The organism is Amycolatopsis sp. NPDC059027 (genome assembly GCF_042739735.1).
Lineage (GTDB): Bacteria > Actinomycetota > Actinomycetes > Mycobacteriales > Pseudonocardiaceae > Amycolatopsis.
The window spans coordinates 151,438-171,245 of sequence record NZ_JBHYIK010000005.1; the positions used below are offsets into that span (position 1 = coordinate 151,438).

Below are 19,808 nucleotides of genomic sequence, written 5' to 3' on the forward strand. Positions count from 1 at the left end.
CGCCCCGGCACCGGCCTGTTCACTTGGTCGAGCACCACACCGCGAGTTCGCTGCCACCCGGCTCGCGGAAGTGGAAGCGCCGGCCACCGGGGAAATCGAACGGTTCGACCGTGACGACGCCACCCGCGTCCTCCACGGCCAGCCGCGCCTGGTGGAGGTCGTCGGTGCGGACCGTCACCAACGGCGCCCCCGGCTGTTCGGCCACATCCGCCTGGAAGCCGAGTGTGATGCCCTCGCCCTGGACGTCGGCGTAGTCGGGACCGTACGGGGTCGCCGCCCAGCCGAACGCCTTCTCGAAGAACTGCCCGGACGCGGTGGCCGAGCTGGACGGGAACTCGACGAAGTCGACTTTGTACATGTTCCGGACCGTAGCCCGGACCCCCGACAAAATCCGCGACCGTGCGGCCGGCCGCGGGGCCGACGACGTCAGGCTCGTTCGGTCGGTCGCCCGGCTCCCGCGTAGTCGTCGCCCGGCTTGCGGTACGGGTGCACCTGCACGGCCTGGCCCTCGGTGGGCGCGTCGATCATCTGCTGGTTGCCGATGTAGAGCCCGACGTGGTGGATCTCGGTGCCCGGATTGCCGTAGAAGATGAGGTCGCCCAGTGCCGGTTCGTCGACACGCTTGACGCTGCGGTACTGCGTGTCGGCCGTGCGCATCAGCTTGATCCCCGCACTGCCGTACGCCGCGGTGGTCAGCCCCGAGCAGTCGAAACCGGGGTCGCGGCCGCCAGTGCCGTTGCCACCCCAGACGTAGGGGAGGCCGATCTTGTCGATCGCGAAGTTGACCGCGCTGAGCACGGCGGGGTTCGGCGCCTTGTCGTGCTGCCCGACCGTGCCGTAGACGTTCACCGTCGCCAGCGTGCGGTGCAGGTACAGCGGCGCGGCCTGGACCGAGCCGACGGCGTTCCACCAGGTCTGGCCCTGCGAAAGGTCACGGCCGTCGCCGCACAGCGCGCGGCCGGTGGTGAGCGCGGCGTCGTCGATGTTCTGCGCGTCCGGGGCGGCGCCGGTCGCCGACCGCTGCCATTTGCTCCAGGTCGCCGGGGCCAGCTGCATCGGCCCGCTCGCGTTCGCCGTCGAGACGACCTTGTCGTAGAAGTCGCGGACCTCGATGGTGCCGATGGGCGCGCTCATCGTCCCGTCGGCGCCGAGGGTGCCGCCCTTGGCACGGCCGTGGTCGCTGGTGACCTTCCCCAGCGCCGCCAGCGTGACCCAGGAAAGGTGACAGCCCGGGTTCTCCTTGCCCAGCGTCACCGTCGCCTTGGCGTAGCCCGTCATCGCCCGCAGCGGAATGTCGAGCCACTGGCTCGTCCGCGACACCCACGCGTCGAACTCGCTCGGTGCCTGCGGGGGTGCCTTCGGCGCTTCCTGCGGCAGCGACGGGCTCGGGCTCGGCGGCGTCGACGAGGCGACCGCGGCCGCCGACGACCGCGGCTGGTCCTTCGGCGACAACTGCACGGCCGCCACCACTGCGCCCGCGGCGACGACGACGGCCGCGGCGATGACCAATATTCGGCGACGGCGCGATGGCTGTGCGACAGCGGCCTCGGGCTCCGCCACGTTTTCGGCCTCGCCGGGCGATGGCTCGGGTGTTTCCGGGGTCATCGGTGGCCTCCGGACAGGCGGTCGAGCACGAACTGCCGCAGCGCGTCGAGGTCGGTGTCCACGGCGACCTCGACCGTCCTACCGGGACTGGCCTCCGGATCGTCGCGGCCGAGCTTGCGGCGATCCACGACCGTCATCCCGCGCGCCGGCCCGGCGCCGCAGTCGACGTTCACCGGATACGCCTCGGTCCGCAGGATCCCGGGGCTGATCGCCTCCGCGACGGCCACGGCGTCGTGCATGACCATCCCGTCGAAACCGAGCACACGGCTGTAGTAGGCGGTGTAGTCCGTGGTCAGGCTCTCCAACGTCGCACCGAGTGGACCGGACGCGGCGAGCTTCGCCAGCCAGGCGCGGTCGATCGCGCACCGATGGGTGATGTCCAGCGGCACCAGCACGCACGGGACGTCGTCCTCGGTGAGCACGCGGCGCGCGGCCTCGGGGTCGCTCCAGATGTTGAACTCCGCGGCGGCGGTGCTGTTGCCGCGTTCGATCCCGCCGCCCATGATCACGATCCGGGCGATCTTCTCCCGGACGCCGGGATGGGCGGCCAGCAGCGCCGCGATGTTCGTGAGCGGTCCGATCGGGGCGATCGTGACCGGTTCGTCGGACGCCTCCAGCAACGACGCCAGCAGGCTCACCGCGTCGCCGTTTTCGAGCGGCCGGGTGGCCTCCGGCAGCGTCGCGGAACGCCCGGACAGGCCGTCCGCGCCGTGCACGAACCCGGCGGTGTGCGGGTTCCGGTAGACCAGCGGCCGCGCGGCACCGGCCGCGACCGGCACGTCCGGCCGGTCGCACAGCTGCAGCAGGCGCCGCGCGTTCGCCGTCGTCGAGGTCAGCGGCACGTTGCCGAACACGGTGGTCACACCCAGCAGTTCGACGTCGGCCGACACCGCGGCCAGCGCGATCGCGAAGGCGTCGTCGACACCCGGGTCGGTGTCGATGATCAGCTTCGTCCCCATCAGCTCCCCTTGCCTGTGTCGGGCGTCTGTTCACAGGTCCGTCCGATCACAGATTACGCACCGCCTTCCTCCCCGCCACCGCCCTCAACGGAAGCGCTTCGCGCCGCTGTTAGATTCCATGGATGACGTCGATGTGGGGTGCGCCCGCGTTGTCACGGGTGCGGGCCTGGCGCCAGGCCCGGCGCGACCCGCGGCAGGCGAAGTTCCTGACCGCCGATTCGCTGCGCTGGGTCCTGCGGAACCGCGCGTACACGCCCTGGTACCTGGTGCGCTACTGGCGGCTGCTCAAGTTCCGGATCGCGAATCCGCACATCATCCTGCGCGGCATGGTGTTCCTCGGCAAGAACGTGGAGATCCACTGCCGCCCCGGGTTCGGCCGGATGGAGATCGGCCGGTGGGTGCACATCGGCGACGGGAACGCCATCCGCTGTCACGAGGGGTCCCTGCGGATCGGCGACAAAGCCGTCTTCGGGCGGCAGAACGTGGTCAACGGCTACCTCGACATCGAACTCGGCTCGGCCACGCTCGTCGCGGACTGGGTCTACATCTGCGACTTCGACCACGTCACCGCCGACATCACGGTGCCGATCAAGGACCAGGGCATCGTGAAGTCGCCGGTCCGGATCGGGCCGGACACCTGGATCGGCACGAAGGTCAGCGTGCTGAAGGGCACGCGCGTCGGGCGCGGCTGTGTCCTCGGCGCGCACGCGGTGGTGCGGGGCGACATCCCGGACTACTCGATCGCCGTCGGCTCGCCCGCCCGCGTGGTGCGCAACCGCCAGGACGACTACGCCGCCGACGCGGCGCGCCGCGAGGCCATCGCCGACATGGCGCGCAAGGCGAACAAGGCGCTGCAGAAGACCCTCGAATCCTGACGGCCTGGCAAGTGCGTCCCAAGGCTTGAGCGTCGTTGCCGTTTTACGGCGACGGGCGAAAAGCTCCTGCTCGACAGGCGAAAAGCCGGGCAGTGGGAGGGCAGGATGGGCGAGTCCGCGGGGTTGTCGAGGCGGGCGTTCGGGACGTTGCTCGGGGCGACCGGCGCGGGTGTCCTCGCCGCGTCCGGGACCGCGTCGGCGGAAAACGGCGGCGAACAGCCGTTCCGCGCGGCGCCGGAACGCCCGGTGCGCAGGCCCAATCTGCTGGTCATCCTGGGCGACGACCTCGGCTGGGCCGATCTGTCCAGCTACGGGTCGCCGCACATCCGCACCCCGAACCTCGACCGGCTCGCCCGCGAAGGCGTCCGCTTCACCGACGCCTACTCCGGCTCCGCGACCTGCTCGCCGACCCGGTTCAGCCTCTACACCGGCCGCTACCCGGGCCGGTTGCGTGGCGGCCTCGCCGAACCGATCGCGTCGCCGAACGAACTCGAGGGCATCCCGTACGACCACCCGACCCTGGCTTCGCTGCTGGCCGACGCCGGATACTCGACGGCGCTGATCGGCAAATGGCACTGCGGGTACCTACCGTGGTTCAGCCCGACCCGGGCCGGCTGGCAGGAGTTCTTCGGCAACTTCGGCGGCGCGATCGACTACTTCTCGAAGCTCGACGGCGCCGGGCGCCACGATTTGTACGAGGGCGAGGTCGAATACGCCGACCTGCGCTACTACACCGACATCATCACCGAACGGGCCGTCGAGTTCGTGCGCCGCGACCACGACCGGCCGTGGTCGCTCAACCTCAACTTCACCACTCCGCACTGGCCGTGGGAAACGCGGGACGACAAGGCCGTCAGCGACGAGCTCAGCGCGCGGATCCGGGCGGGGGAGCGCAACGTGCTGTCGCATTCGGACGGTGGTTCGCTCGAGACCTACCGGAAGATGGTCGAGCACCTCGACAGTTCCGTGGGCGCCGTGCTCGACGCGCTGCGCGTCCGTGGCCGTTTCGAGGACACGCTCGTGTTGTTCGCCAGCGACAACGGCGGCGAGCGATGGTCGTATCAGTGGCCGTTGTCGGGCGAGAAGTTCGGCCTGCGGGAAGGCGGTATCCGCGTCCCGACGATCCTGCGCTGGCCCGCCGCGATCCGGCCGCGTCAGGTCAGCGACGTCCCGGTCGTGTCCCCGGACTGGACCGCGACGCTGCTCGACATCGCGGGCGCGAAGGTGGATACGCGGTATCCACTCGACGGCCGCAGCCTCGCCGGATACCTCCTGCGTGGCCGGAAAGCGCCTGCGCACGATCTGTTCTGGCGGACCCGTGCCGAGCGGGCGTTGCGCCGTGGCCGGTGGAAGTACTACCGGACCCCGGCCGGTGCCGACCAGCTCTTCGACGTCGTGAGCGACCCGCGGGAGCAGGCCGACCGCGCTCGTGCCGAGGCACCGAGGCTGGCGGAGCTGCGGGCGGCGTGGGAGAAGATCGACGCCGGCCTGCTGCGTTATCCGGCCTGAGCACCAAGCTGTGTCATACCAAGCTGTGTCACACCAAGAAGTGGAACAGCGGGCTGCCCGGCTCGACCCGTTCGACCTGCAGCGGGCTGGCGGCCAAGCGGTGGAGAAGCCCGTCGAGGTCCCCGGCCCGCGCGAGTTCGATGCCGATCAGCGCGGGCCCGGTCTCGCGGTTGTTGCGCTTGACGTACTCGAAGCGGGTTATGTCGTCGTCCGGTCCGAGCACCTCGTCGAGAAACTGCCGCAGCGCACCGGGTTCCTGCGGGAAACCGACGAGGAAGTAGTGCTTGAGGCCTTCGTGGATCAGTGAGCGTTCCACGATCTCGCCGTAACGGCTGACGTCGTTGTTGCCGCCGGACACGACGCACACCACGGTCTGGCCGGGCTCGATCTTCACCGGATCGCCGAGCGCGGCGGTGGCGAGCGCGCCCGCCGGTTCCGCGATCACGCCGTCGGACTGGTACATCGCGAGCATTTCCGTGCACACCGCGCCCTCTGCGACCGAGGTCAGTTCGGCGCCGCTGTCGCGCACCAGCGGGTAGGTGACAGCGCCCGCCTCGCGCACCGCCGCACCGTCCACAAAGGAGTCGACGGCGTCGATCCGGACCGGGTGCCCTACCTCCAGCGCGGCCGCCATGCAGGTCGCTCCCGCGGGTTCGACGCCGACTACGCGGATCTCCGGATGCCGTTGCCCGACCCAGCTGGTGATCCCGGCGAGCAGCCCGCCGCCGCCGACCGGCACCACCAGGACGTCCGGGACGAACCCCAGCTGTTCCACGATCTCCAGTGCGACCGTGCCCTGCCCGGCGACGGTCTGCACGGCGTCGAAGGCGGGCACGAGCGTCGCGCCGGTACGCTGCGCGTCCTCTCGCGAAGCGGCGAAGGCGTCCTCGTACGTCTCGCCGACGACGATGACCTCGATGTGCGCGCCGCCGAGTGTCGCGATGCGCTCGCGCTTCTGTCGCGGTGTCGTGCCCGGGACGTAGACACGGCCGTTCGCGCCGAGCCGACGGCATGCGTACGCCACGCCCTGCGCGTGGTTCCCGGCACTCGCGCACACGACACCGCGGGCACGGGTCGCTTCGTCGAGCTGGACGATGAAGTTGTACGCGCCGCGGATCTTGTACGAACGGACCGTTTGCAGATCTTCGCGCTTGAGCCACACCCTGGCGTCCACGCGGGAGGAAAGCCGGGCGTTGGGCTCCAGTGGCGTCTTGGTGACCACTCCGGCGAGCCGGCGCGCGGCCTGCTCGACGAGTTCGGCTGTCACCGTGTCGATGTCGTGCACCTCGACGAATGTACTGACCCGGTTCGCGGTACCGGCGTTCGGCTATCCGGCCGCGGTGGCCCGCAGCGCGTCGACGACGCCGGCGACGTGCTTCCTCGCCGCGAGCTCGGCGGCCGCCGGGTCACGGGCGGAGATGGCCTCGATGAGCGCCAGGAGTTCGCGGACCGACGCCTTGGGCCTGCCAGAGGCCGGTGACAGCCGGAACTGGCGCCGGATGATCGGGCCGCGTAGCCGGGCGATGAGGCCGGTGGCCACTTCCTGACCGGAAATCTCGCGCACCAGCCGGTGCAGCTCGGTATCCAGCTCCGCGTACCGGAGCGGTTCGGCCTCGCCCGCCGCGCGCGTCAACTGGTCGCCGATCATGCGCAACAGGCCGATCTGTTCGTCGGTAACCACTTCGGCCGCCTTGGCGGCGCAGAGTCCCTCCAGCACCATGCGGCATTCGGTCATCGCGATCGCCTCCGCCAGGGGGACGGCGCGCACCCGGGCGCCACGGTTCGGGACGCGTTCGACCAGGCCTTCCGAGGCCAGCTCGATGAGTGCCGCCCGCACGCTGGCCCTGGTCACACGGTAGGTCTCGGCCAGCTCGGTCTCGACGAGGCGCTGGCCGGGCGCCATGTCGCCGTCCTGGATCGCCCGCCGCAGCGCGGACAACACCCGTCGCGCGGCAACGGCGCCCTGGGCGGTGTCGGCAGGCATCCGCTCCTCCACTTTCCGGCTCCCGGATGGTAAACAATCATGGCGGCAACTGCCCGGCCCGAAGCAGCTTTCAATGCCGCTGACCTGCGCGTAGCCGAAAAGCGGCAACAGGAGCGAACCCGCTGAAACGCCACCGCGCGCTGCGGGAGGTCAGCCCTTGGGCACGGCCGGGTACGGCACGAAGGTGCTGGTGTTCTCGTCCACGGTGAGCTGCTTGCCGATGGTCGGGAACGCCCGCTGCGGGCAGGCCGGGCGTTCGCAGACTTTGCAGCCCATCCCGATCGGCGTCGCCGCCGCGGGCTCGTCCAGGTCGAGCCCGGTCGAATAGATCAGCCTGCCCGCGTGCCGCAGCTCGCAGCCGAGCCCGACGGTGAACGTCTTGCCGGGGCTGCCGTAGCCGCCGATGTTCCGCGACACGGTCCGCGCGACCCAGAAGTAGCTCTTGCCGTCGGGCAGCGTCGCGATCTGCGTCAGGATCTTGCCGGGCGAGGTGAACGCCTCGTAGACGTTCCACAGCGGGCAGGCGCCGCCCACCCGGCTGAAGTGGAACCCGGCCGCGGACTGCCGCTTCGACATGTTGCCCGCGCGGTCGACGCGGACGAACGAGAACGGCACCCCGCGCTGCTTCGGGCGTTGCAACGTCGACAGCCGGTGGCACACCGTCTCGAAACCGACGCCGAAGTGATCGCACAGCCGCTCGATGTCGTAGCGGAACTTCTCGGCCGTGGTCAGAAAAGCGCCATAGGGCAGGACCAGTGCCCCGGCGAAGTAGTTCGCCAGCCCGACCCGCGCCAGCGATCGGGCGGCAGGGCCGGAAAACGCCCACGAATCGGCGAGTTCGGTGATGAGATCGTCGTATTCGAGCAACGCGATCTGCGAAGCCATCCGGAACGCCTGCTGGCCGACGCGCAGGCTCGGCGCCAGCCGGAGCACGCGGCCCTGTGGTTCGTAGCGATGCTGTTCGCCCGCCGATTCGTCGATCCCGGCGCTGGTGACCTCGACGCCGTAGCGCTGCCACAGCCGCTGCTTGAGCATGACCAGTACCTCGCCGCGGCGCAGCGGGATCTCGGCAGCCATCCGCTCGGCCCGATCGTCCAGTTCGGCGACGTAGTTCTCCCGCTCGTAGAAGAAGTCGCGGACCTCTTCGTGCGGAAGCGGTGCGGCGGCGCTTCCGTGCAGGCCGAGGCCGTTTTCCGTGGTCAGCGCCGCGGTGTTTTCGACGGCGTTGCGGTAGCTGCGGTGCAGCTTGACCAGCGCTTGCGCGATCGTGGGCAGGTTCGAGGCCAGCTCGTTGAGTTCGCCGGTGGTGACGTCGATGCCGAGGACCTCGTCGAGCAGCGCCTCGCGGACGTCGGCGACCAGGCGTGAGGTGTCCGTGCTCGCGAAGAACTCCGCGTCGACGCCGAACGCCTGCGTGATCCGCAGCAGCACGGGGACGGTCAGCGGCCTCGAGTTGTGCTCGATCTGGTTGAGGTAACTGGGTGAGATCTCCAGCACACGGGCGAGGTCGGCCTGGCTCATCGACCGGTTTTCCCGCAGATGCCGCACACGCGCGCCGGCGAAAATTTTATCCACCAAGACCTCCGGAGTCCGCAAGGTTTCCGGCCCTGAACGATTACGTGAACGATCAAGTCCGGCGTTTTTCGGCCCAGTTGTGAACCGCTGATTCGCAACCTTCACAGAAGCGTACGGAAGCTTCGCAGAAATTGGCAAATTGGAGACCTGGACCGGATTTTCCGTGGCATGCCAAGGTCACGGCAGGAAAGGCGAGCAATCGCAAACTTCGCAACACCAGGAGACTTCGATGACTGAGCAGGCCAAGCAGGCGGCCGAGGAGCTGGCCAAGCAGTGGGAGACCGACCCCCGCTGGGCAGGCGTCCAGCGGACCTACTCGGCCGCCGACGTGGTGAAGCTGCGCGGCAGTGTCGTCGAGGAGCACACCCTGGCCCGCCGCGGCGCCGAGAAGCTGTGGAACCTGCTGCACACCGAGGACTACATCCACGCGCTGGGCGCGCTCACCGGTAACCAGGCCGTCCAGCAGGTCCGCGCCGGGCTGCGCGCGATCTACCTGTCGGGCTGGCAGGTCGCCGCCGACGCCAACCTCGCCGGGCAGACCTACCCGGACCAGAGCCTCTACCCGGCCAACTCGGTGCCCGCCGTCGTCCGCCGCATCAACAACGCGCTCGGCCGCGCCGACCAGATCACCTGGGCCGAGGGCAACACCGACATCGACTGGTACGCCCCGATCGTCGCCGACGCCGAGGCCGGTTTCGGTGGCCCGCTGAACGCGTTCGAGCTGATGAAGGGCATGATCGCGGCCGGCGCGGCCGGCGTGCACTGGGAGGACCAGCTCGCGTCCGAGAAGAAGTGCGGCCACCTCGGCGGCAAGGTCCTGATCCCGACCAAGCAGCACGAGCGCACCCTGAACGCGGCCCGTCTGGCCTCCGACGTGCTGAACGTGCCGACCCTGGTCGTCGCCCGCACCGACGCGCAGGCCGCGACGCTGCTCACCAGCGACGTCGACGAGCGCGACCAGCAGTTCCTGACCGGCGGCCGCACCGCCGAAGGTTTCTACGAGGTGCGCAACGGCATCGAGCCGTGCATCGAGCGTGGCCTGGCCTACGCGCAGTACGCCGACCTGCTCTGGATGGAGACCTCGGAGCCGGACCTCGAGGTGGCTCGCAAGTACGCCGAGGCCATCAAGGCGAAGTTCCCGGACCAGATGCTGGCCTACAACTGCTCGCCGTCGTTCAACTGGAAGAAGCACCTGGACGACGCGACGATCGCGAAGTTCCAGCGCGAGCTCGGCCACATGGGTTACAAGTTCCAGTTCATCACCCTCGCCGGTTTCCACGCGCTGAACTACTCGATGTTCGACCTGGCGCACGGCTACGCCCGCGAGGGCATGACCGCCTACGTCGACCTGCAGGAGCGCGAGTTCGCTTCGGAGAACCGCGGCTACACCGCGACGAAGCACCAGCGCGAGGTCGGCACCGGCTGGTTCGACCAGGTCGCGACCGCGCTGAACCCGGCCAGCTCGACGACCGCGCTCAAGGGTTCCACCGAGGAAGCCCAGTTCTGATCCTGCCCGGTTGCTCGTGGTGCGGCCCTTCCCGAGGGGCCGCACCACACCGGCCACAACGGAAGGTGTGTCATGTTCGACAGCCTCACCCACCGCGTCGAGGTCGCCGGGCCCGCCGGTGACCGGTTCGCCGAGATCCTCACCCCCGCCGCGATCGACTTCGTGGTCAAGCTCGACAACGCTTTCGCCGGTCGCCGCAGCGAGCTGCTCGACGCACGCCGCACGCGCCGCGAAAAGCTCCAGTCCGGTGAGCAGCCGCTCGGCTTCCTGCCCGAGACCCACGCCGTCCGCAACGACTCGACGTGGCGCGTGGCCGAATCCGCGCCGGGGCTCGAGGACCGCCGCGTGGAGATCACCGGGCCGACCGACCGCAAGATGACGGTCAACGCGCTCAACTCCGGCGCGAAGGTGTGGCTGGCGGACTTCGAGGACGCGACGTCCCCGACCTGGCACAACGTGATCGACGGGCAGCTCAACCTCTACGACGCCATCCGTCGCAACATCGACTTCACCACCGAGGCTGGGAAACGCTACGTCGTCGGCGACGAGCCGGCCACGATCGTCGCCCGTCCGCGCGGCTGGCACCTGGTGGAGAAGCACATCCGCATCGACGGCCGCCCGGTTTCGGCGAGCCTCGTGGACTTCGGGCTGTACTTCTTCCACAACGCGAGGCAGCTGATCGCGCGCGGCAGCGGCCCGTACTTCTACCTCCCGAAGCTGGAAAGCCACCTCGAAGCGCGGCTGTGGAACGACGTTTTCCTGCTGGCGCAACGGGAACTCGGGATCCCGCGGGGCACCATCCGTGCCACGGTGCTGATCGAGACGATCACCGCGGCGTTCGAAATGGACGAGATCCTCTACGAACTCCGCGAGCACGCAGCCGGGCTCAACGCGGGCCGCTGGGACTACATCTTCAGCGTCATCAAGAACTTCTCCTCGCACGGCGCGGACTTCGTGCTGCCGGACCGCGCGCAGGTCACCATGACCGTGCCGTTCATGCGGGCCTACACCGAACTGCTGGTGCGCACCTGCCACAGGCGCGGCGCGCACGCGATCGGCGGGATGGCCGCGTTCATCCCCAGCCGCGACCCGGAGGTCAACGCCACCGCGCTGGAAAAAGTCCGTCAGGACAAGGAACGCGAGGCAGGCGACGGGTTCGACGGCTCGTGGGTGGCGCACCCCGGCCTGGTCCCGGTGTGCCGCGAAGTGTTCGACACCGTGCTCGGCGGCTGGCCCAACCAGCTGGGCAAGCTGCGTGAGGACGTCGACGTCACCGCCGAGGACCTGCTCGACGTCGCGAGCGCTGGCGGCGAGGTCACCGAGGCCGGGGTCCGCGCGAACATCAACGTCGCGCTGCGCTACGTCGACGCCTGGCTGCGGGGCACCGGTGCGGCCGCGATCCACAACCTGATGGAGGACGCGGCCACCGCGGAGATCGCGCGGTGCCAGGTGTGGCAGTGGATCCGCAACGGCACGAAGCTCGAGGACGGGACCGTGCTGACGCGTGAACTCGCGGTCGAGTTCCTGGACGACGAACTGGCTTCGGTGCGCGCCGACCTCGGCGAAGGTACCCGGCTCGACGACGCCTACGCGATCTTCACCGAAACCGCGCTGGGCGAGAAGCTGCCGAGCTTCCTCACGACGGGCGCCTACGCGCGGTACCTCACCGACCTTCGGTGAGCACGGCTGTGTCGATGCGCTCTCGCCGGTAGAGAGTGTTTCGCGCTCCGGCCGTCCTTACCTGACGAAGGGCGGCCGGGTTCCACATCGGTTTGGGACGGTGTGGCCGAGCGAGCCCGGTGGCGGAGGCTCCCCGCCACCGGGCTCGCTCATGTCCGGCGCTTCTTTTGCGCCTTGAGCAAGACCGCCGCCGCTTGGTGCGCCGTCGCCGCTTCCCCGGCGTCGCCACTGATAGCCGCGAGGACCGTCGCGCCCTCCATGAGCGAGAAGAGCTGGTCCGCGAGCGGAGGATCGGGCACCAGTTCACGGATGTACGCGCGGACTTCGTCTTTGTGTTTGCGGATCGCCGCGAGGACCCCGGGTGAGGGTTCACCGAACTCGCCGAACGAGTTGATGAACGCGCATCCCCGGAAGTCCGGCTCGCGGAACCAGTCGTAGAGCCACTCGAACACCGCCAGCGGATCGTCGCCGTGCGCGCGCACGAAGGTGCGCAGCGAAGCGCGCCAACGCTCGTCGCGTCGCAACAGATAAGCCTCGACGAGATCGTCCTTCGACGGGAAGCACTGGTACAGCCGCTTCAGGGACACGCCGGAGCGTTCGCGTACGGCATCCATGCCGACAGCCTGTATGCCGTGGGCGTAGAACAACGTCTCGGCGGCTTCGAGGAGCCGTTCGGTCGCTTCCGCGGGATCCATGTCACCTGCCTCTGGCGTGGAGAACGAACGTTCTCTACTGTAGCCCACAGGAGGAGAACGGACGTTCTCCACTGCTGGAAAGGAGATCCGATGACGTCACGCCCACCGTTCCCGCCCTTCGACGAGGACACGGCTCGCCAGAAGGTCCAGGCCGCCGAAGACGCGTGGAACACTCGTGACCCCGAGCGGGTCGCGCTCGCCTACACCGAGGACTCGGTTTGGCGGAACCGTGACCGGTATGTCGTGGGGCACCCGCAGATCGTCGAATTCCTGACCGAGAAGTGGGAACGGGAACTGGATTACGCGCTGCGCAAGGAGCTGTGGGGCTTCCGGGGGAACCGGATCGGGGTCCGGTTCCAGTACGAGTGCCGCACCGCCGACGGCCGGTGGTACCGCAGTTACGGCAACGAACTGTGGGAGTTCAGCGACGACGGGCTGATGAGCCGTCGTGAGGCGAGCATCAATGACGTGCCGATCGCGGAGGCCGACCGCCGGATCCACGGCCCGCGGCCGAAATCCGACCACGGGCTCCTGCTTCCGGTCTTCTGACCGCGGAAGCACTCAGCCGAAAGCGCTCAGCCGAAAGCGAAAAAGCCCGTCGCCGAAGCCTCGCCACGGCAGGCTGTGTGCATGAGCCTGGGATTCGGCGGCGAGGTGACCGAGTTCTATCACCGGTATCGGCGAGGTTATCCGCCCGCCGTCTTCGACGCGCTGACCGAGGTGTTCGGATTGTCCGCCGCCGATGTCGTCCTCGACCTCGGCTGCGGCACCGGCCAGCTGGCCCGTCCGATCGCGGCGCGGGTCCGCGCCGTGCTGGGCATGGATCCCGAGCCCGACATGCTCGTGCGGGCACGGCGCGCGGCGCTGGACGAGGACGTGCGCAACGTGACGTGGCTGCTCGGCGGCGACGCCGACGTCCCCGCCCTCGGGGCCTTGCTCGGTGGTGATCGGCTCGGCGTGACCACGATCGGCCAGGCCCTGCACTGGATGGAATCGGCCCCGTTGTTCCGCGCGTTGTGGCCGTTGTCGCGTCCCGGTGGCGGTGTCGCGGTGGTGACGAACGGCGAACCGTTGTGGCTCCAGGCCACCCCGTGGTCCCGCGCGCTGCGGGACGTCCTGGAGGGCTGGCTGGGCACACGGCTCACGCGCACGTGCGGCACCGACGAGGTCAGCCGCGAGCGCTATCGGGCAGAGCTGGCCGCCGCCGGATACCAGGTCGACGTCCGGACCATCGAGTACGCCGGGGACCTCGACGTCGACACCATCGTCGGTGGCGTTTTTTCGGCGATGAGCGTCGACCGGCTGCCCGCGCCGGAACGACGTGCGGAGTTCGCCGCTCGCGTCCGCGAGGCGCTGGCGCCGCACATGCCGTTCGTCGAATCGGTGCGAGTCCGCCTGCTGACCGGCCGAGTGCCGCGATGAGCGCGGCTCAGACTCCGAAGGCGTTGCCGGTGGCGATCTTCGGGCGGCCCAGCTCGGCCGGTTCGCCGGGGCGGGCTCGCCGATAAACGGCGACGGTCGCCTCGGCGATCCGGTTCCAGTCGAAGTCCGCGGCCAGCCGGGACTGCGCGGCCAGCGCGCGGCGAGTGGCCGCGTCGCCGTCGCTCAGTACCGCCTCGACGGCGTCGGCCAACGCGGTGACATCGCCGGGCGAGAACGCCAACCCGGTCTCGCCGTGCACGACGACCTCACCGAGCCCGCCCGCCGTCGAAGCGACGAGCGGAGCTTTCGCCGCTGCCGCTTCGAGTGCGACGATGCCGAACGGTTCGTACCGGCTGGGCAGCACGACGGCGTCCGCCGCGGCCAGCACGGCACGCAGGTCCCGATCGGAAAGGTGCCCGACGAAGTCGACCGCACGCCGCACCCGCAGCCGCCGCGACTGGTCGACCAGCTCGTCGAAGTGTCGCCCTTTTCCGGCGACGACGAGCCGCGTGCCCGGATGCTCGCGGCGGATCCGCGGCAACGCCGAGAGGAGGTCCTGAACACCTTTTTCCCATTCCAGCCTGCCGAAATACAGCAGCAGCGGCGCGCCGTCCGGGCTGTAGACCTCGCGGGCGCGGGCGATCTCGCCGGCCGGGACCTGCCAGCTGCGCTCCTCGATGCCGTTGTGGATCACCGTGACGTCCGCGCCGTCGATCTCGAAGAGGTGCGCGACCTCCGCGCGCATTGCCTGCGAGCAGGTGATCAGCGCGTCCGCGCGGTTCGCGAGCCACCACTCGACCGAGTGCACCTGCTGATTCAGCGGATGCGACAGCCAGCCCGAGTGCCTGCCCGCTTCGGTCGCGTGGATCGTGCCGACCAGCGGGACCCGCGCGGCTTCGGCGATCGCGATCGCCGGGTGGGTGACCAGCCAGTCGTGGGCGTGCACGACGTCGGGCTGCCAGCCGCGCAGCAGGTCGTGCGCGGCGCGGATCATCGCGTGCCCCATCGCCAGCGTCCACGCGACGAGGTCACGTTCGAAGGTCACGTGCATCGGGTCCTCGGCGACCCGGATGATCCGCACGCCTTCGACCACCCGGTCGGTGCGCGGATGTGTTTCCGCGTCCGTGCCCGCGGTGTGCCGGCACAGCACCACGACCTCGTGACCCTGCCGGGCGAGATGGCGGGCAAGCGCGTGCACGTGCCGTGCCAGGCCGCCGACGACCACGGGCGGGTACTCCCAGGACAGCATCAGCACGCGCATGGGAGGAGGTTACTCGCGAGTTGGCCCCGCCCGGACGCCCCCGCCGCATGGTTCGACAGGCCGAGCGGGTTTGGTACACGGTGTTAGCTGGGAGGGCCGCGAAGGGGGTTCGGGCCGGAACGACGAATATGTGAAATAGGTCACCCGCTGCTCAATGAATCTCTGCCACCATTGGAGGCGATGACTTTTCTCGAGCGCGTGGACCCGCCGCTGTCGACGCCGTGGACCGCTCAGGTCGGGCCCGGCGAGGTTCTGCCCGACTACCCGAGGCCCCAGCTCACCAGGCCACGCTGGCTGAACCTCAACGGCGTCTGGGAGTACGCCGGATGGCCGGTTTCCGGCGACGAGCCGCGGCCGTCCGGCTACGGCGAACGCATCCTGGTGCCGTTCCCGCCCGAATCGGCCCTCTCCGGAATCGGCAGGCACGACGAGGTTCTCTGGTACCGGCGTGTGTTCGAAATCCCGGAGGACTGGCGGGGCGGGCGGGTGCTGCTGCACTTCGGCGCGGTCGACCAGTCGGCGACCGTGTGGGTGAACAACCAGCGGGTCGCCACTCATGAGGGCGGGCACACCGCGTTCAGCGCGGACATCACCGACGTCCTCCGCGCGTCCGGTTCGCAGGAGCTCACCGTCCGGGCCGAGGACCACACCGACACCGCGACCTTCCCGGTCGGTAAGCAACGCAACGACCCGAGCGGCATCTGCTACACGGCGGCGTCGGGAATCTGGCAGACCGTGTGGCTCGAACCGGTGCCCGCAGCGCATGTCAGAGCACTCGAAATCACGTCGGACCTCACCAGCTTCACGGTATTACCGCAGGTCACCGGTGGTGCGCGGGTCGAGATCGTGGCATCGCCGAATTCCGGCGACGACCAGGTGCGTGCGACGGGCGAGGTCGGCGAGCCGGTGCGCGTCGCCATTTCCCGGCCACGGCTGTGGAGCCCCGAGGATCCCTTCCTCTACGAGCTGACCGTGCGCCTGCTCGACCGGAACGGCGATGTCCTCGACGAAGTCGGCAGCTATGGCGGTCTCCGCACCGTCGAGGTCGTTCCCGGTGCCGATGGCCGCCCGCGGATCGCTCTCAACGGCCGCGTCACGTTCGTGCACGGCCCGCTCGACCAGGGTTACTGGCCGGACGGGATCTACACCGCGCCGACCGACGACGCGCTGCGCTTCGACCTGGAGCGCACCAAGGAACTCGGCTTCAACTCCGTCCGCAAGCACGTCAAGGTCGAACCGGCCCGCTGGTACTACTGGACCGATCGGCTGGGTCTGCTGGTCTGGCAGGACATGCCCTCGCTGACCGTGTCCTTCGACGGCCCGCCCGGCCCGGCACCGGATCCGGTGCCGGAAGCGAAAGTGCGGTTCGAGGCCGAACTGACCGAGATGATCACGCAGCTGCGTGGGATCACCTCGATCATCGGCTGGGTGCCGTTCAACGAGGGCTGGGGCGAATTCGACACCGCGCGGATCGCGGAGTCGGTGAAGAAGCTGGATCCGGGCAGGCTGGTCATCGCCAACAGTGGCGTCAACTGCTGTTTCTCCAGACCCGACTGCCTCGTCGGCGACGTCTACGACGATCACACCTATGTGGGCCCCGGCGAGCCGCCGAAAGACGACGAGCGGGTCGTCTTCGACGGCGAATACGGCGGCCTCGGGCTCGTCCTCGACGAGCATCGCTGGCCGGGGCCGCCGCAGGCGTACGAAATGGCGACGACCGCCCAGCAGCTCACCGAACGTTACGTCGAACTCAGCGAGCGGCTGGAACGGCTGGCGCGGGAAACCGGCTTGGCCGGGGCGATCTACACGCAGATCACCGATGTGGAAAACGAGGTCAACGGCTTCCTCACCTACAACCGCCGGGTCGTCAAACTCGACCTCGCGACCGTCGCCGCCCGCAACCGCGCGGTGATCGCGGCGGGCAGCGCCGGTGCGGACGTCAGTTCGGCAGGGCCGCCTCAATCGCCTTGACGAGGGCTTCGTCGCCAGGTTCGGTGCGCGGGCGGAACCGGCCGAGCACCGAGCCGTCGGCGCCGACGAGGAATTTCTCGAAGTTCCACTGGACATCGCCTGCCGAGCCTTCGGCGTCGGCGGTGCGGGTCAGCTCGGCATAGAGCGGGTGCCGGTTCTCGCCGTTGACCTCGATCTTTTCGCACAGCGGGAACGAGACGCCGTAAGTCGTCGAGCAGAACGTCTGGATCTCCTCGGCGGTGCCGGGCTCCTGCCCGGCGAACTGGTTGCACGGGAAGCCGACGACGGAGAATCCTCGGTCGCCGTACTGCTCCTGCAGCCGCTCCAGTCCGGTGTACTGCGGGGTCAGCCCGCACTTCGAAGCGACGTTCACCAGCAGCAAGGCCTTGCCGCCGAGTGCGCCGAGTGTGGTGTCCTCCCCGGCGAGGGTCTTGAGCGGAATGTCCCGGATCCCCATGGTGCCCCTTCCTTCGTGGTCAGCGCTTCTTGAGCGCCCTGGCGTCGAGATGACCGAACGGGTTGTCGTCGCCGCGGAATGTCGACGCGAGTTCGTGTGCCCGAGCGCGGTCGCCTTCGCGCAACAGCGCTGCCAACGCGTCGAACCGTTCGATGTGGACACGGGCGCGGCGTCGCGCGTAGTCGGCGGCGGAGTCCTTGGTGACCATGAACGCCCAGTCACTCGACAAGGCGAGCATCGCTTCGGCGACCGCCTGGTCGGCCACGGTGTCGCGGGCGGTACTGTCCACGGTTTCGACGAGATCGAGCAGCCTGTGCTGGAGCGCGGTGTTGGCGGTGACCATGTCGGCGACCTGCTCGCCGTCCCAGACCCGCCAGTCCTTGCCCGAACCCCAGGACGACGCGGGCAAGTCGATGGGGCTGCCGAGATGTCCCGCCTCGATCGCGCCGCGCAGCGTCGTCACCCGGACCCCGGACTCGGGCAGGGCCCGTAGCACGCCTTCCAGCCAGGCCGGGCCTTCGTGCCACCAATGTCCGAACAGTTCGGTGTCGTAGGCGGCCACCACCAGCGATTCACGACCGCGCAGGTCCTTCAGTTCGCGCAACCGCGTGACCACGGTGTCCACGAAGTCCTTGACGTGCAGCCCCAGGACGTCGGCGGCGAGCGCGGGATCGTAGGGCGCCTTGTCGGGCGGCTCGATCTGCTTGCCGGTGACACGAGACGGCTTCAACCCGACTTCGTGTGCCCAGGTGTGGAAATCGCGGTAGGCGGCATGTCCGGGGTAGCCCGCTTTGGGGGACCAGACGCGGTAGGTGACTTCGAGATCGCGGCCGAAGCAGACGACGTCGGAGTCACCGACCGTGCGCGCCGACGCCGTGTCGCCCCGCAGCGACGGGCCGTCCACCATGAACCGGCGGACACCCGCGGCCGCGTAGTCTCGTTCCATGCCGGGCGCGTAGCCGCACTCCGGCGCCCAGATTCCTTCCGGACGGCGGCCGATGCGCAGTGCGGTGTCGTCGAGGCCGCCGCGCAGTGCGAACTCGCGCACCCGCGGCTCCAGCAGCGGCTGGAACGGGTGGGCCAGTGGGCCGCCGAGCAGTTCGATCGTGTCACTGTCCACAAGGGAACGCAGAATCGGCGAAAACCCGTGGCGCCACCGAGTTTCGAGTTCCGTGGTGGCACGGGTGGCGGTGCGGTGCTCGGCCGCTGCGAGTTCGCGCAGGAGCGGGTCGCCACGCCACAGTGTTGCCGCGTGCTGCGCGCGCAGCTGCCAGTGGCCGAGCCAGTCGTGGCATGCCGAGATGCAATACGGATCGTCGAGCTGAGCGGCCAGCACCGGCGTCATGCCGAGTGTGAGGACGTCGCGGCGGCCCTCCTCGGCGAAGCGGTGCAGCAGGTCCACCATCGGCAGATAGGAATGCGCCCATGCCTGGTAAAGCCATTCCTCGCCGACCGGCCAGCTGCCGTGATGGGCGAGCCATGGCAGGTGGCTGTGCACCACCAGGCAGAAGGTGCCCTCGTACTCGCTCACCGGCGCACCGCCACGGCAACCAGGTCGAGACTCGCGTCGAGGTCTTCGCCGTGGATGACGAAGTCCTCGGCGCGAATGGCTTCGACGTCCGCCAGCAGCGCGGGCGGCCAGGTCGCCTGCCCGGGCAATTCGCCCATCACGACGTCGAGCTGGGCGTCGATGATCGAGCCGCCGTAACGCGCGTCGAGCGCGCGGAGTGGTTCACCATGGTGCAGACCGTGCAGTGTCTCGACCTCGAATCCCGCATCGGTCAGCAGTGAGTCCATTTCGGATGGTGCGAGTTCCCTGGTGTGGAACGGATTCAGCGGAGTATCGCTGTCCGGGGTGAAGGTCAGGCGGTTCGGGGTGGTCACCAGTAGCCGCCCGCCCGGTATGAGCACACGACGGCATTCGGCGAGGAACCCGGCCTGATCCCAGAGGTGCTCGATCACCTGGAAGTTCGCCACGACGTCCACCGAGGCGTCCCGCAGCGGCAGGAACGCGAGGTTCGCCCGCGCGATCGTGACCGCGGGATAGCGGCGGGCGACGTGCTCGGTGGTCGGCTGGTCGTAGTCGAGCGCCACCACACGCCGGGCGTGCTCGGCGAGGAGACCCGCTCCGTACCCTTCGCCGCACCCTGCCTCCAGGACTGTCGCACCCGCGCAGTGGGGGAGCAAGGCGAAATACGCGGCCTCATGACGCCGGAACCAATAATTCTCCTCGGCGATGCCGGGGACGGTTCGCTCGCCGGTGAGGTGCAGCGCTTCGGCCCGGGTGGCTGGGGTGGTCACGCTCGCG

The 19,808-nt window shown here is 69.2% G+C and carries 18 protein-coding genes; 7 read left to right on the plus strand and 11 right to left on the minus strand.

The features are described from left to right. Positions 1 to 19 precede the first annotated feature (19 nt). The 3 genes from ACFWY9_RS05485 to ACFWY9_RS05495 all read right to left on the minus strand — a co-directional run bounded on the left by ACFWY9_RS05485 (position 20) and on the right by ACFWY9_RS05495 (position 2,564). Positions 20 to 358 carry a VOC family protein gene (locus ACFWY9_RS05485; RefSeq protein WP_378338239.1) on the minus strand — a complete coding sequence of 113 codons (339 nt, stop codon included), beginning with the start codon at positions 356 to 358 and terminating at the stop codon, positions 20 to 22. A 68-nt stretch (positions 359 to 426) separates the two neighbouring features. Further along, complete coding sequence (locus ACFWY9_RS05490) at positions 427 to 1,509, minus strand: C40 family peptidase (protein ID WP_378325207.1); 1,083 nt, start codon at positions 1,507 to 1,509, stop codon at positions 427 to 429. 92 nt (positions 1,510 to 1,601) lie between these two features. After that, the gene (locus ACFWY9_RS05495; protein WP_378325133.1) at positions 1,602 to 2,564 is read right to left on the minus strand and encodes a nucleoside hydrolase; all 963 of its coding nucleotides are present in this window, start codon (positions 2,562 to 2,564) and stop codon (positions 1,602 to 1,604) included. Between the two features lie 122 nt (positions 2,565 to 2,686). Here ACFWY9_RS05495 and ACFWY9_RS05500 point away from each other — a divergent pair, with 122 nt between their 5' ends. Then, positions 2,687 to 3,439, plus strand: coding sequence for an acyltransferase (locus tag ACFWY9_RS05500; RefSeq protein WP_378338240.1), 753 nt, complete (start codon positions 2,687 to 2,689; stop codon positions 3,437 to 3,439). A gap of 105 nt (positions 3,440 to 3,544) precedes the next feature. Then, positions 3,545 to 4,948 carry a sulfatase gene (locus tag ACFWY9_RS05505; protein ID WP_378338241.1) on the plus strand — a complete coding sequence of 468 codons (1,404 nt, stop codon included), beginning with the start codon at positions 3,545 to 3,547 and terminating at the stop codon, positions 4,946 to 4,948. A gap of 28 nt (positions 4,949 to 4,976) precedes the next feature. Here ACFWY9_RS05505 and ilvA read toward each other — a convergent pair whose 3' ends face one another. The 3 genes from ilvA to ACFWY9_RS05520 all read right to left on the minus strand — a co-directional run bounded on the left by ilvA (position 4,977) and on the right by ACFWY9_RS05520 (position 8,507). Continuing rightward, the gene (gene ilvA / locus ACFWY9_RS05510; protein WP_378338242.1) at positions 4,977 to 6,233 is read right to left on the minus strand and encodes a threonine ammonia-lyase IlvA; all 1,257 of its coding nucleotides are present in this window, start codon (positions 6,231 to 6,233) and stop codon (positions 4,977 to 4,979) included. Between the two features lie 42 nt (positions 6,234 to 6,275). Continuing rightward, entirely contained in the window at positions 6,276 to 6,932 is a 657-nt protein-coding gene (locus tag ACFWY9_RS05515) for a GntR family transcriptional regulator (protein ID WP_378325137.1), read from the minus strand. Positions 6,933 to 7,082: 150 nt separating this feature from the next. Beyond that, entirely contained in the window at positions 7,083 to 8,507 is a 1,425-nt protein-coding gene (locus ACFWY9_RS05520) for a short-chain fatty acyl-CoA regulator family protein (RefSeq protein WP_378325138.1), read from the minus strand. A 229-nt stretch (positions 8,508 to 8,736) separates the two neighbouring features. On the opposite strand from ACFWY9_RS05520, the gene aceA reads away from it, so the two are divergent. Together aceA and aceB are read left to right on the plus strand one after the other, a co-directional pair. Continuing rightward, positions 8,737 to 10,014 carry an isocitrate lyase gene (gene aceA, locus ACFWY9_RS05525; protein WP_378325139.1) on the plus strand — a complete coding sequence of 426 codons (1,278 nt, stop codon included), beginning with the start codon at positions 8,737 to 8,739 and terminating at the stop codon, positions 10,012 to 10,014. A gap of 72 nt (positions 10,015 to 10,086) precedes the next feature. Beyond that, entirely contained in the window at positions 10,087 to 11,694 is a 1,608-nt protein-coding gene (aceB, locus tag ACFWY9_RS05530; RefSeq protein ID WP_378325140.1) for a malate synthase A, read from the plus strand. A 149-nt stretch (positions 11,695 to 11,843) separates the two neighbouring features. Here aceB and ACFWY9_RS05535 read toward each other — a convergent pair whose 3' ends face one another. Continuing rightward, a complete protein-coding gene (locus tag ACFWY9_RS05535; RefSeq protein ID WP_378325141.1) occupies positions 11,844 to 12,389 on the minus strand; it encodes a TetR/AcrR family transcriptional regulator in 546 nt (181 codons plus the stop codon). Positions 12,390 to 12,479: 90 nt separating this feature from the next. Between ACFWY9_RS05535 and ACFWY9_RS05540 the strand changes: the two genes are divergently transcribed. After that, positions 12,480 to 12,938, plus strand: a complete 459-nt coding sequence (locus ACFWY9_RS05540; protein ID WP_378325143.1) for a nuclear transport factor 2 family protein — start codon at positions 12,480 to 12,482, stop codon at positions 12,936 to 12,938. An 81-nt stretch (positions 12,939 to 13,019) separates the two neighbouring features. After that, on the plus strand, positions 13,020 to 13,811 hold the full coding sequence (locus ACFWY9_RS05545) for a class I SAM-dependent methyltransferase (RefSeq protein WP_378325144.1): 792 nt from the start codon (positions 13,020 to 13,022) through the stop codon (positions 13,809 to 13,811). Positions 13,812 to 13,818: 7 nt separating this feature from the next. Here ACFWY9_RS05545 and ACFWY9_RS05550 read toward each other — a convergent pair whose 3' ends face one another. Then, positions 13,819 to 15,072: a glycosyltransferase family 4 protein gene (locus ACFWY9_RS05550; protein ID WP_378325145.1), complete on the minus strand. Its 1,254-nt coding sequence runs from the start codon at positions 15,070 to 15,072 to the stop codon at positions 13,819 to 13,821. Positions 15,073 to 15,252: 180 nt separating this feature from the next. Here ACFWY9_RS05550 and ACFWY9_RS05555 point away from each other — a divergent pair, with 180 nt between their 5' ends. After that, positions 15,253 to 17,043 (plus strand): glycoside hydrolase family 2 protein, encoded by a 1,791-nt coding sequence (locus tag ACFWY9_RS05555; RefSeq protein WP_378325147.1) that lies wholly within the window; start codon positions 15,253 to 15,255, stop codon positions 17,041 to 17,043. On the opposite strand, the gene ACFWY9_RS05560 is transcribed toward ACFWY9_RS05555, so the two are convergent. The 3 genes from ACFWY9_RS05560 to ACFWY9_RS05570 are packed head-to-tail and all read right to left on the minus strand — an operon-like array spanning position 17,012 to position 19,801. Beyond that, the gene (locus tag ACFWY9_RS05560; RefSeq protein ID WP_378325149.1) at positions 17,012 to 17,500 is read right to left on the minus strand and encodes a glutathione peroxidase; all 489 of its coding nucleotides are present in this window, start codon (positions 17,498 to 17,500) and stop codon (positions 17,012 to 17,014) included. The two genes, ACFWY9_RS05555 and ACFWY9_RS05560, sit on opposite strands and share 32 nt — an antisense overlap. Positions 17,501 to 17,519: 19 nt before the next feature. After that, complete coding sequence (locus ACFWY9_RS05565; RefSeq protein ID WP_378325151.1) at positions 17,520 to 19,031, minus strand: 1,4-alpha-glucan branching protein domain-containing protein; 1,512 nt, start codon at positions 19,029 to 19,031, stop codon at positions 17,520 to 17,522. Then, entirely contained in the window at positions 19,028 to 19,801 is a 774-nt protein-coding gene (locus ACFWY9_RS05570) for a methyltransferase domain-containing protein (protein WP_378325153.1), read from the minus strand. Before ACFWY9_RS05570 ends, ACFWY9_RS05565 begins: the two co-directional genes overlap by 4 nt. Positions 19,802 to 19,808: the final 7 nt, after the last annotated feature.

Coding starts and splice junctions, on each gene's coding strand:
- ACFWY9_RS05485 (WP_378338239.1), bottom strand. CDS start 358: ATGTACAAAGTCGACTTCGTCGAGTTCCCGTCCAGCTCGGCCACCGCG.
- ACFWY9_RS05495 (WP_378325133.1), bottom strand. CDS start 2,564: ATGGGGACGAAGCTGATCATCGACACCGACCCGGGTGTCGACGACGCC.
- ACFWY9_RS05500 (WP_378338240.1), top strand. CDS start 2,687: ATGACGTCGATGTGGGGTGCGCCCGCGTTGTCACGGGTGCGGGCCTGG.
- ACFWY9_RS05505 (WP_378338241.1), top strand. CDS start 3,545: ATGGGCGAGTCCGCGGGGTTGTCGAGGCGGGCGTTCGGGACGTTGCTC.
- ACFWY9_RS05515 (WP_378325137.1), bottom strand. CDS start 6,932: ATGCCTGCCGACACCGCCCAGGGCGCCGTTGCCGCGCGACGGGTGTTG.
- aceA (WP_378325139.1), top strand. CDS start 8,737: ATGACTGAGCAGGCCAAGCAGGCGGCCGAGGAGCTGGCCAAGCAGTGG.
- aceB (WP_378325140.1), top strand. CDS start 10,087: ATGTTCGACAGCCTCACCCACCGCGTCGAGGTCGCCGGGCCCGCCGGT.
- ACFWY9_RS05535 (WP_378325141.1), bottom strand. CDS start 12,389: ATGGATCCCGCGGAAGCGACCGAACGGCTCCTCGAAGCCGCCGAGACG.
- ACFWY9_RS05540 (WP_378325143.1), top strand. CDS start 12,480: ATGACGTCACGCCCACCGTTCCCGCCCTTCGACGAGGACACGGCTCGC.
- ACFWY9_RS05545 (WP_378325144.1), top strand. CDS start 13,020: ATGAGCCTGGGATTCGGCGGCGAGGTGACCGAGTTCTATCACCGGTAT.
- ACFWY9_RS05550 (WP_378325145.1), bottom strand. CDS start 15,072: ATGCGCGTGCTGATGCTGTCCTGGGAGTACCCGCCCGTGGTCGTCGGC.
- ACFWY9_RS05555 (WP_378325147.1), top strand. CDS start 15,253: ATGACTTTTCTCGAGCGCGTGGACCCGCCGCTGTCGACGCCGTGGACC.
- ACFWY9_RS05560 (WP_378325149.1), bottom strand. CDS start 17,500: ATGGGGATCCGGGACATTCCGCTCAAGACCCTCGCCGGGGAGGACACC.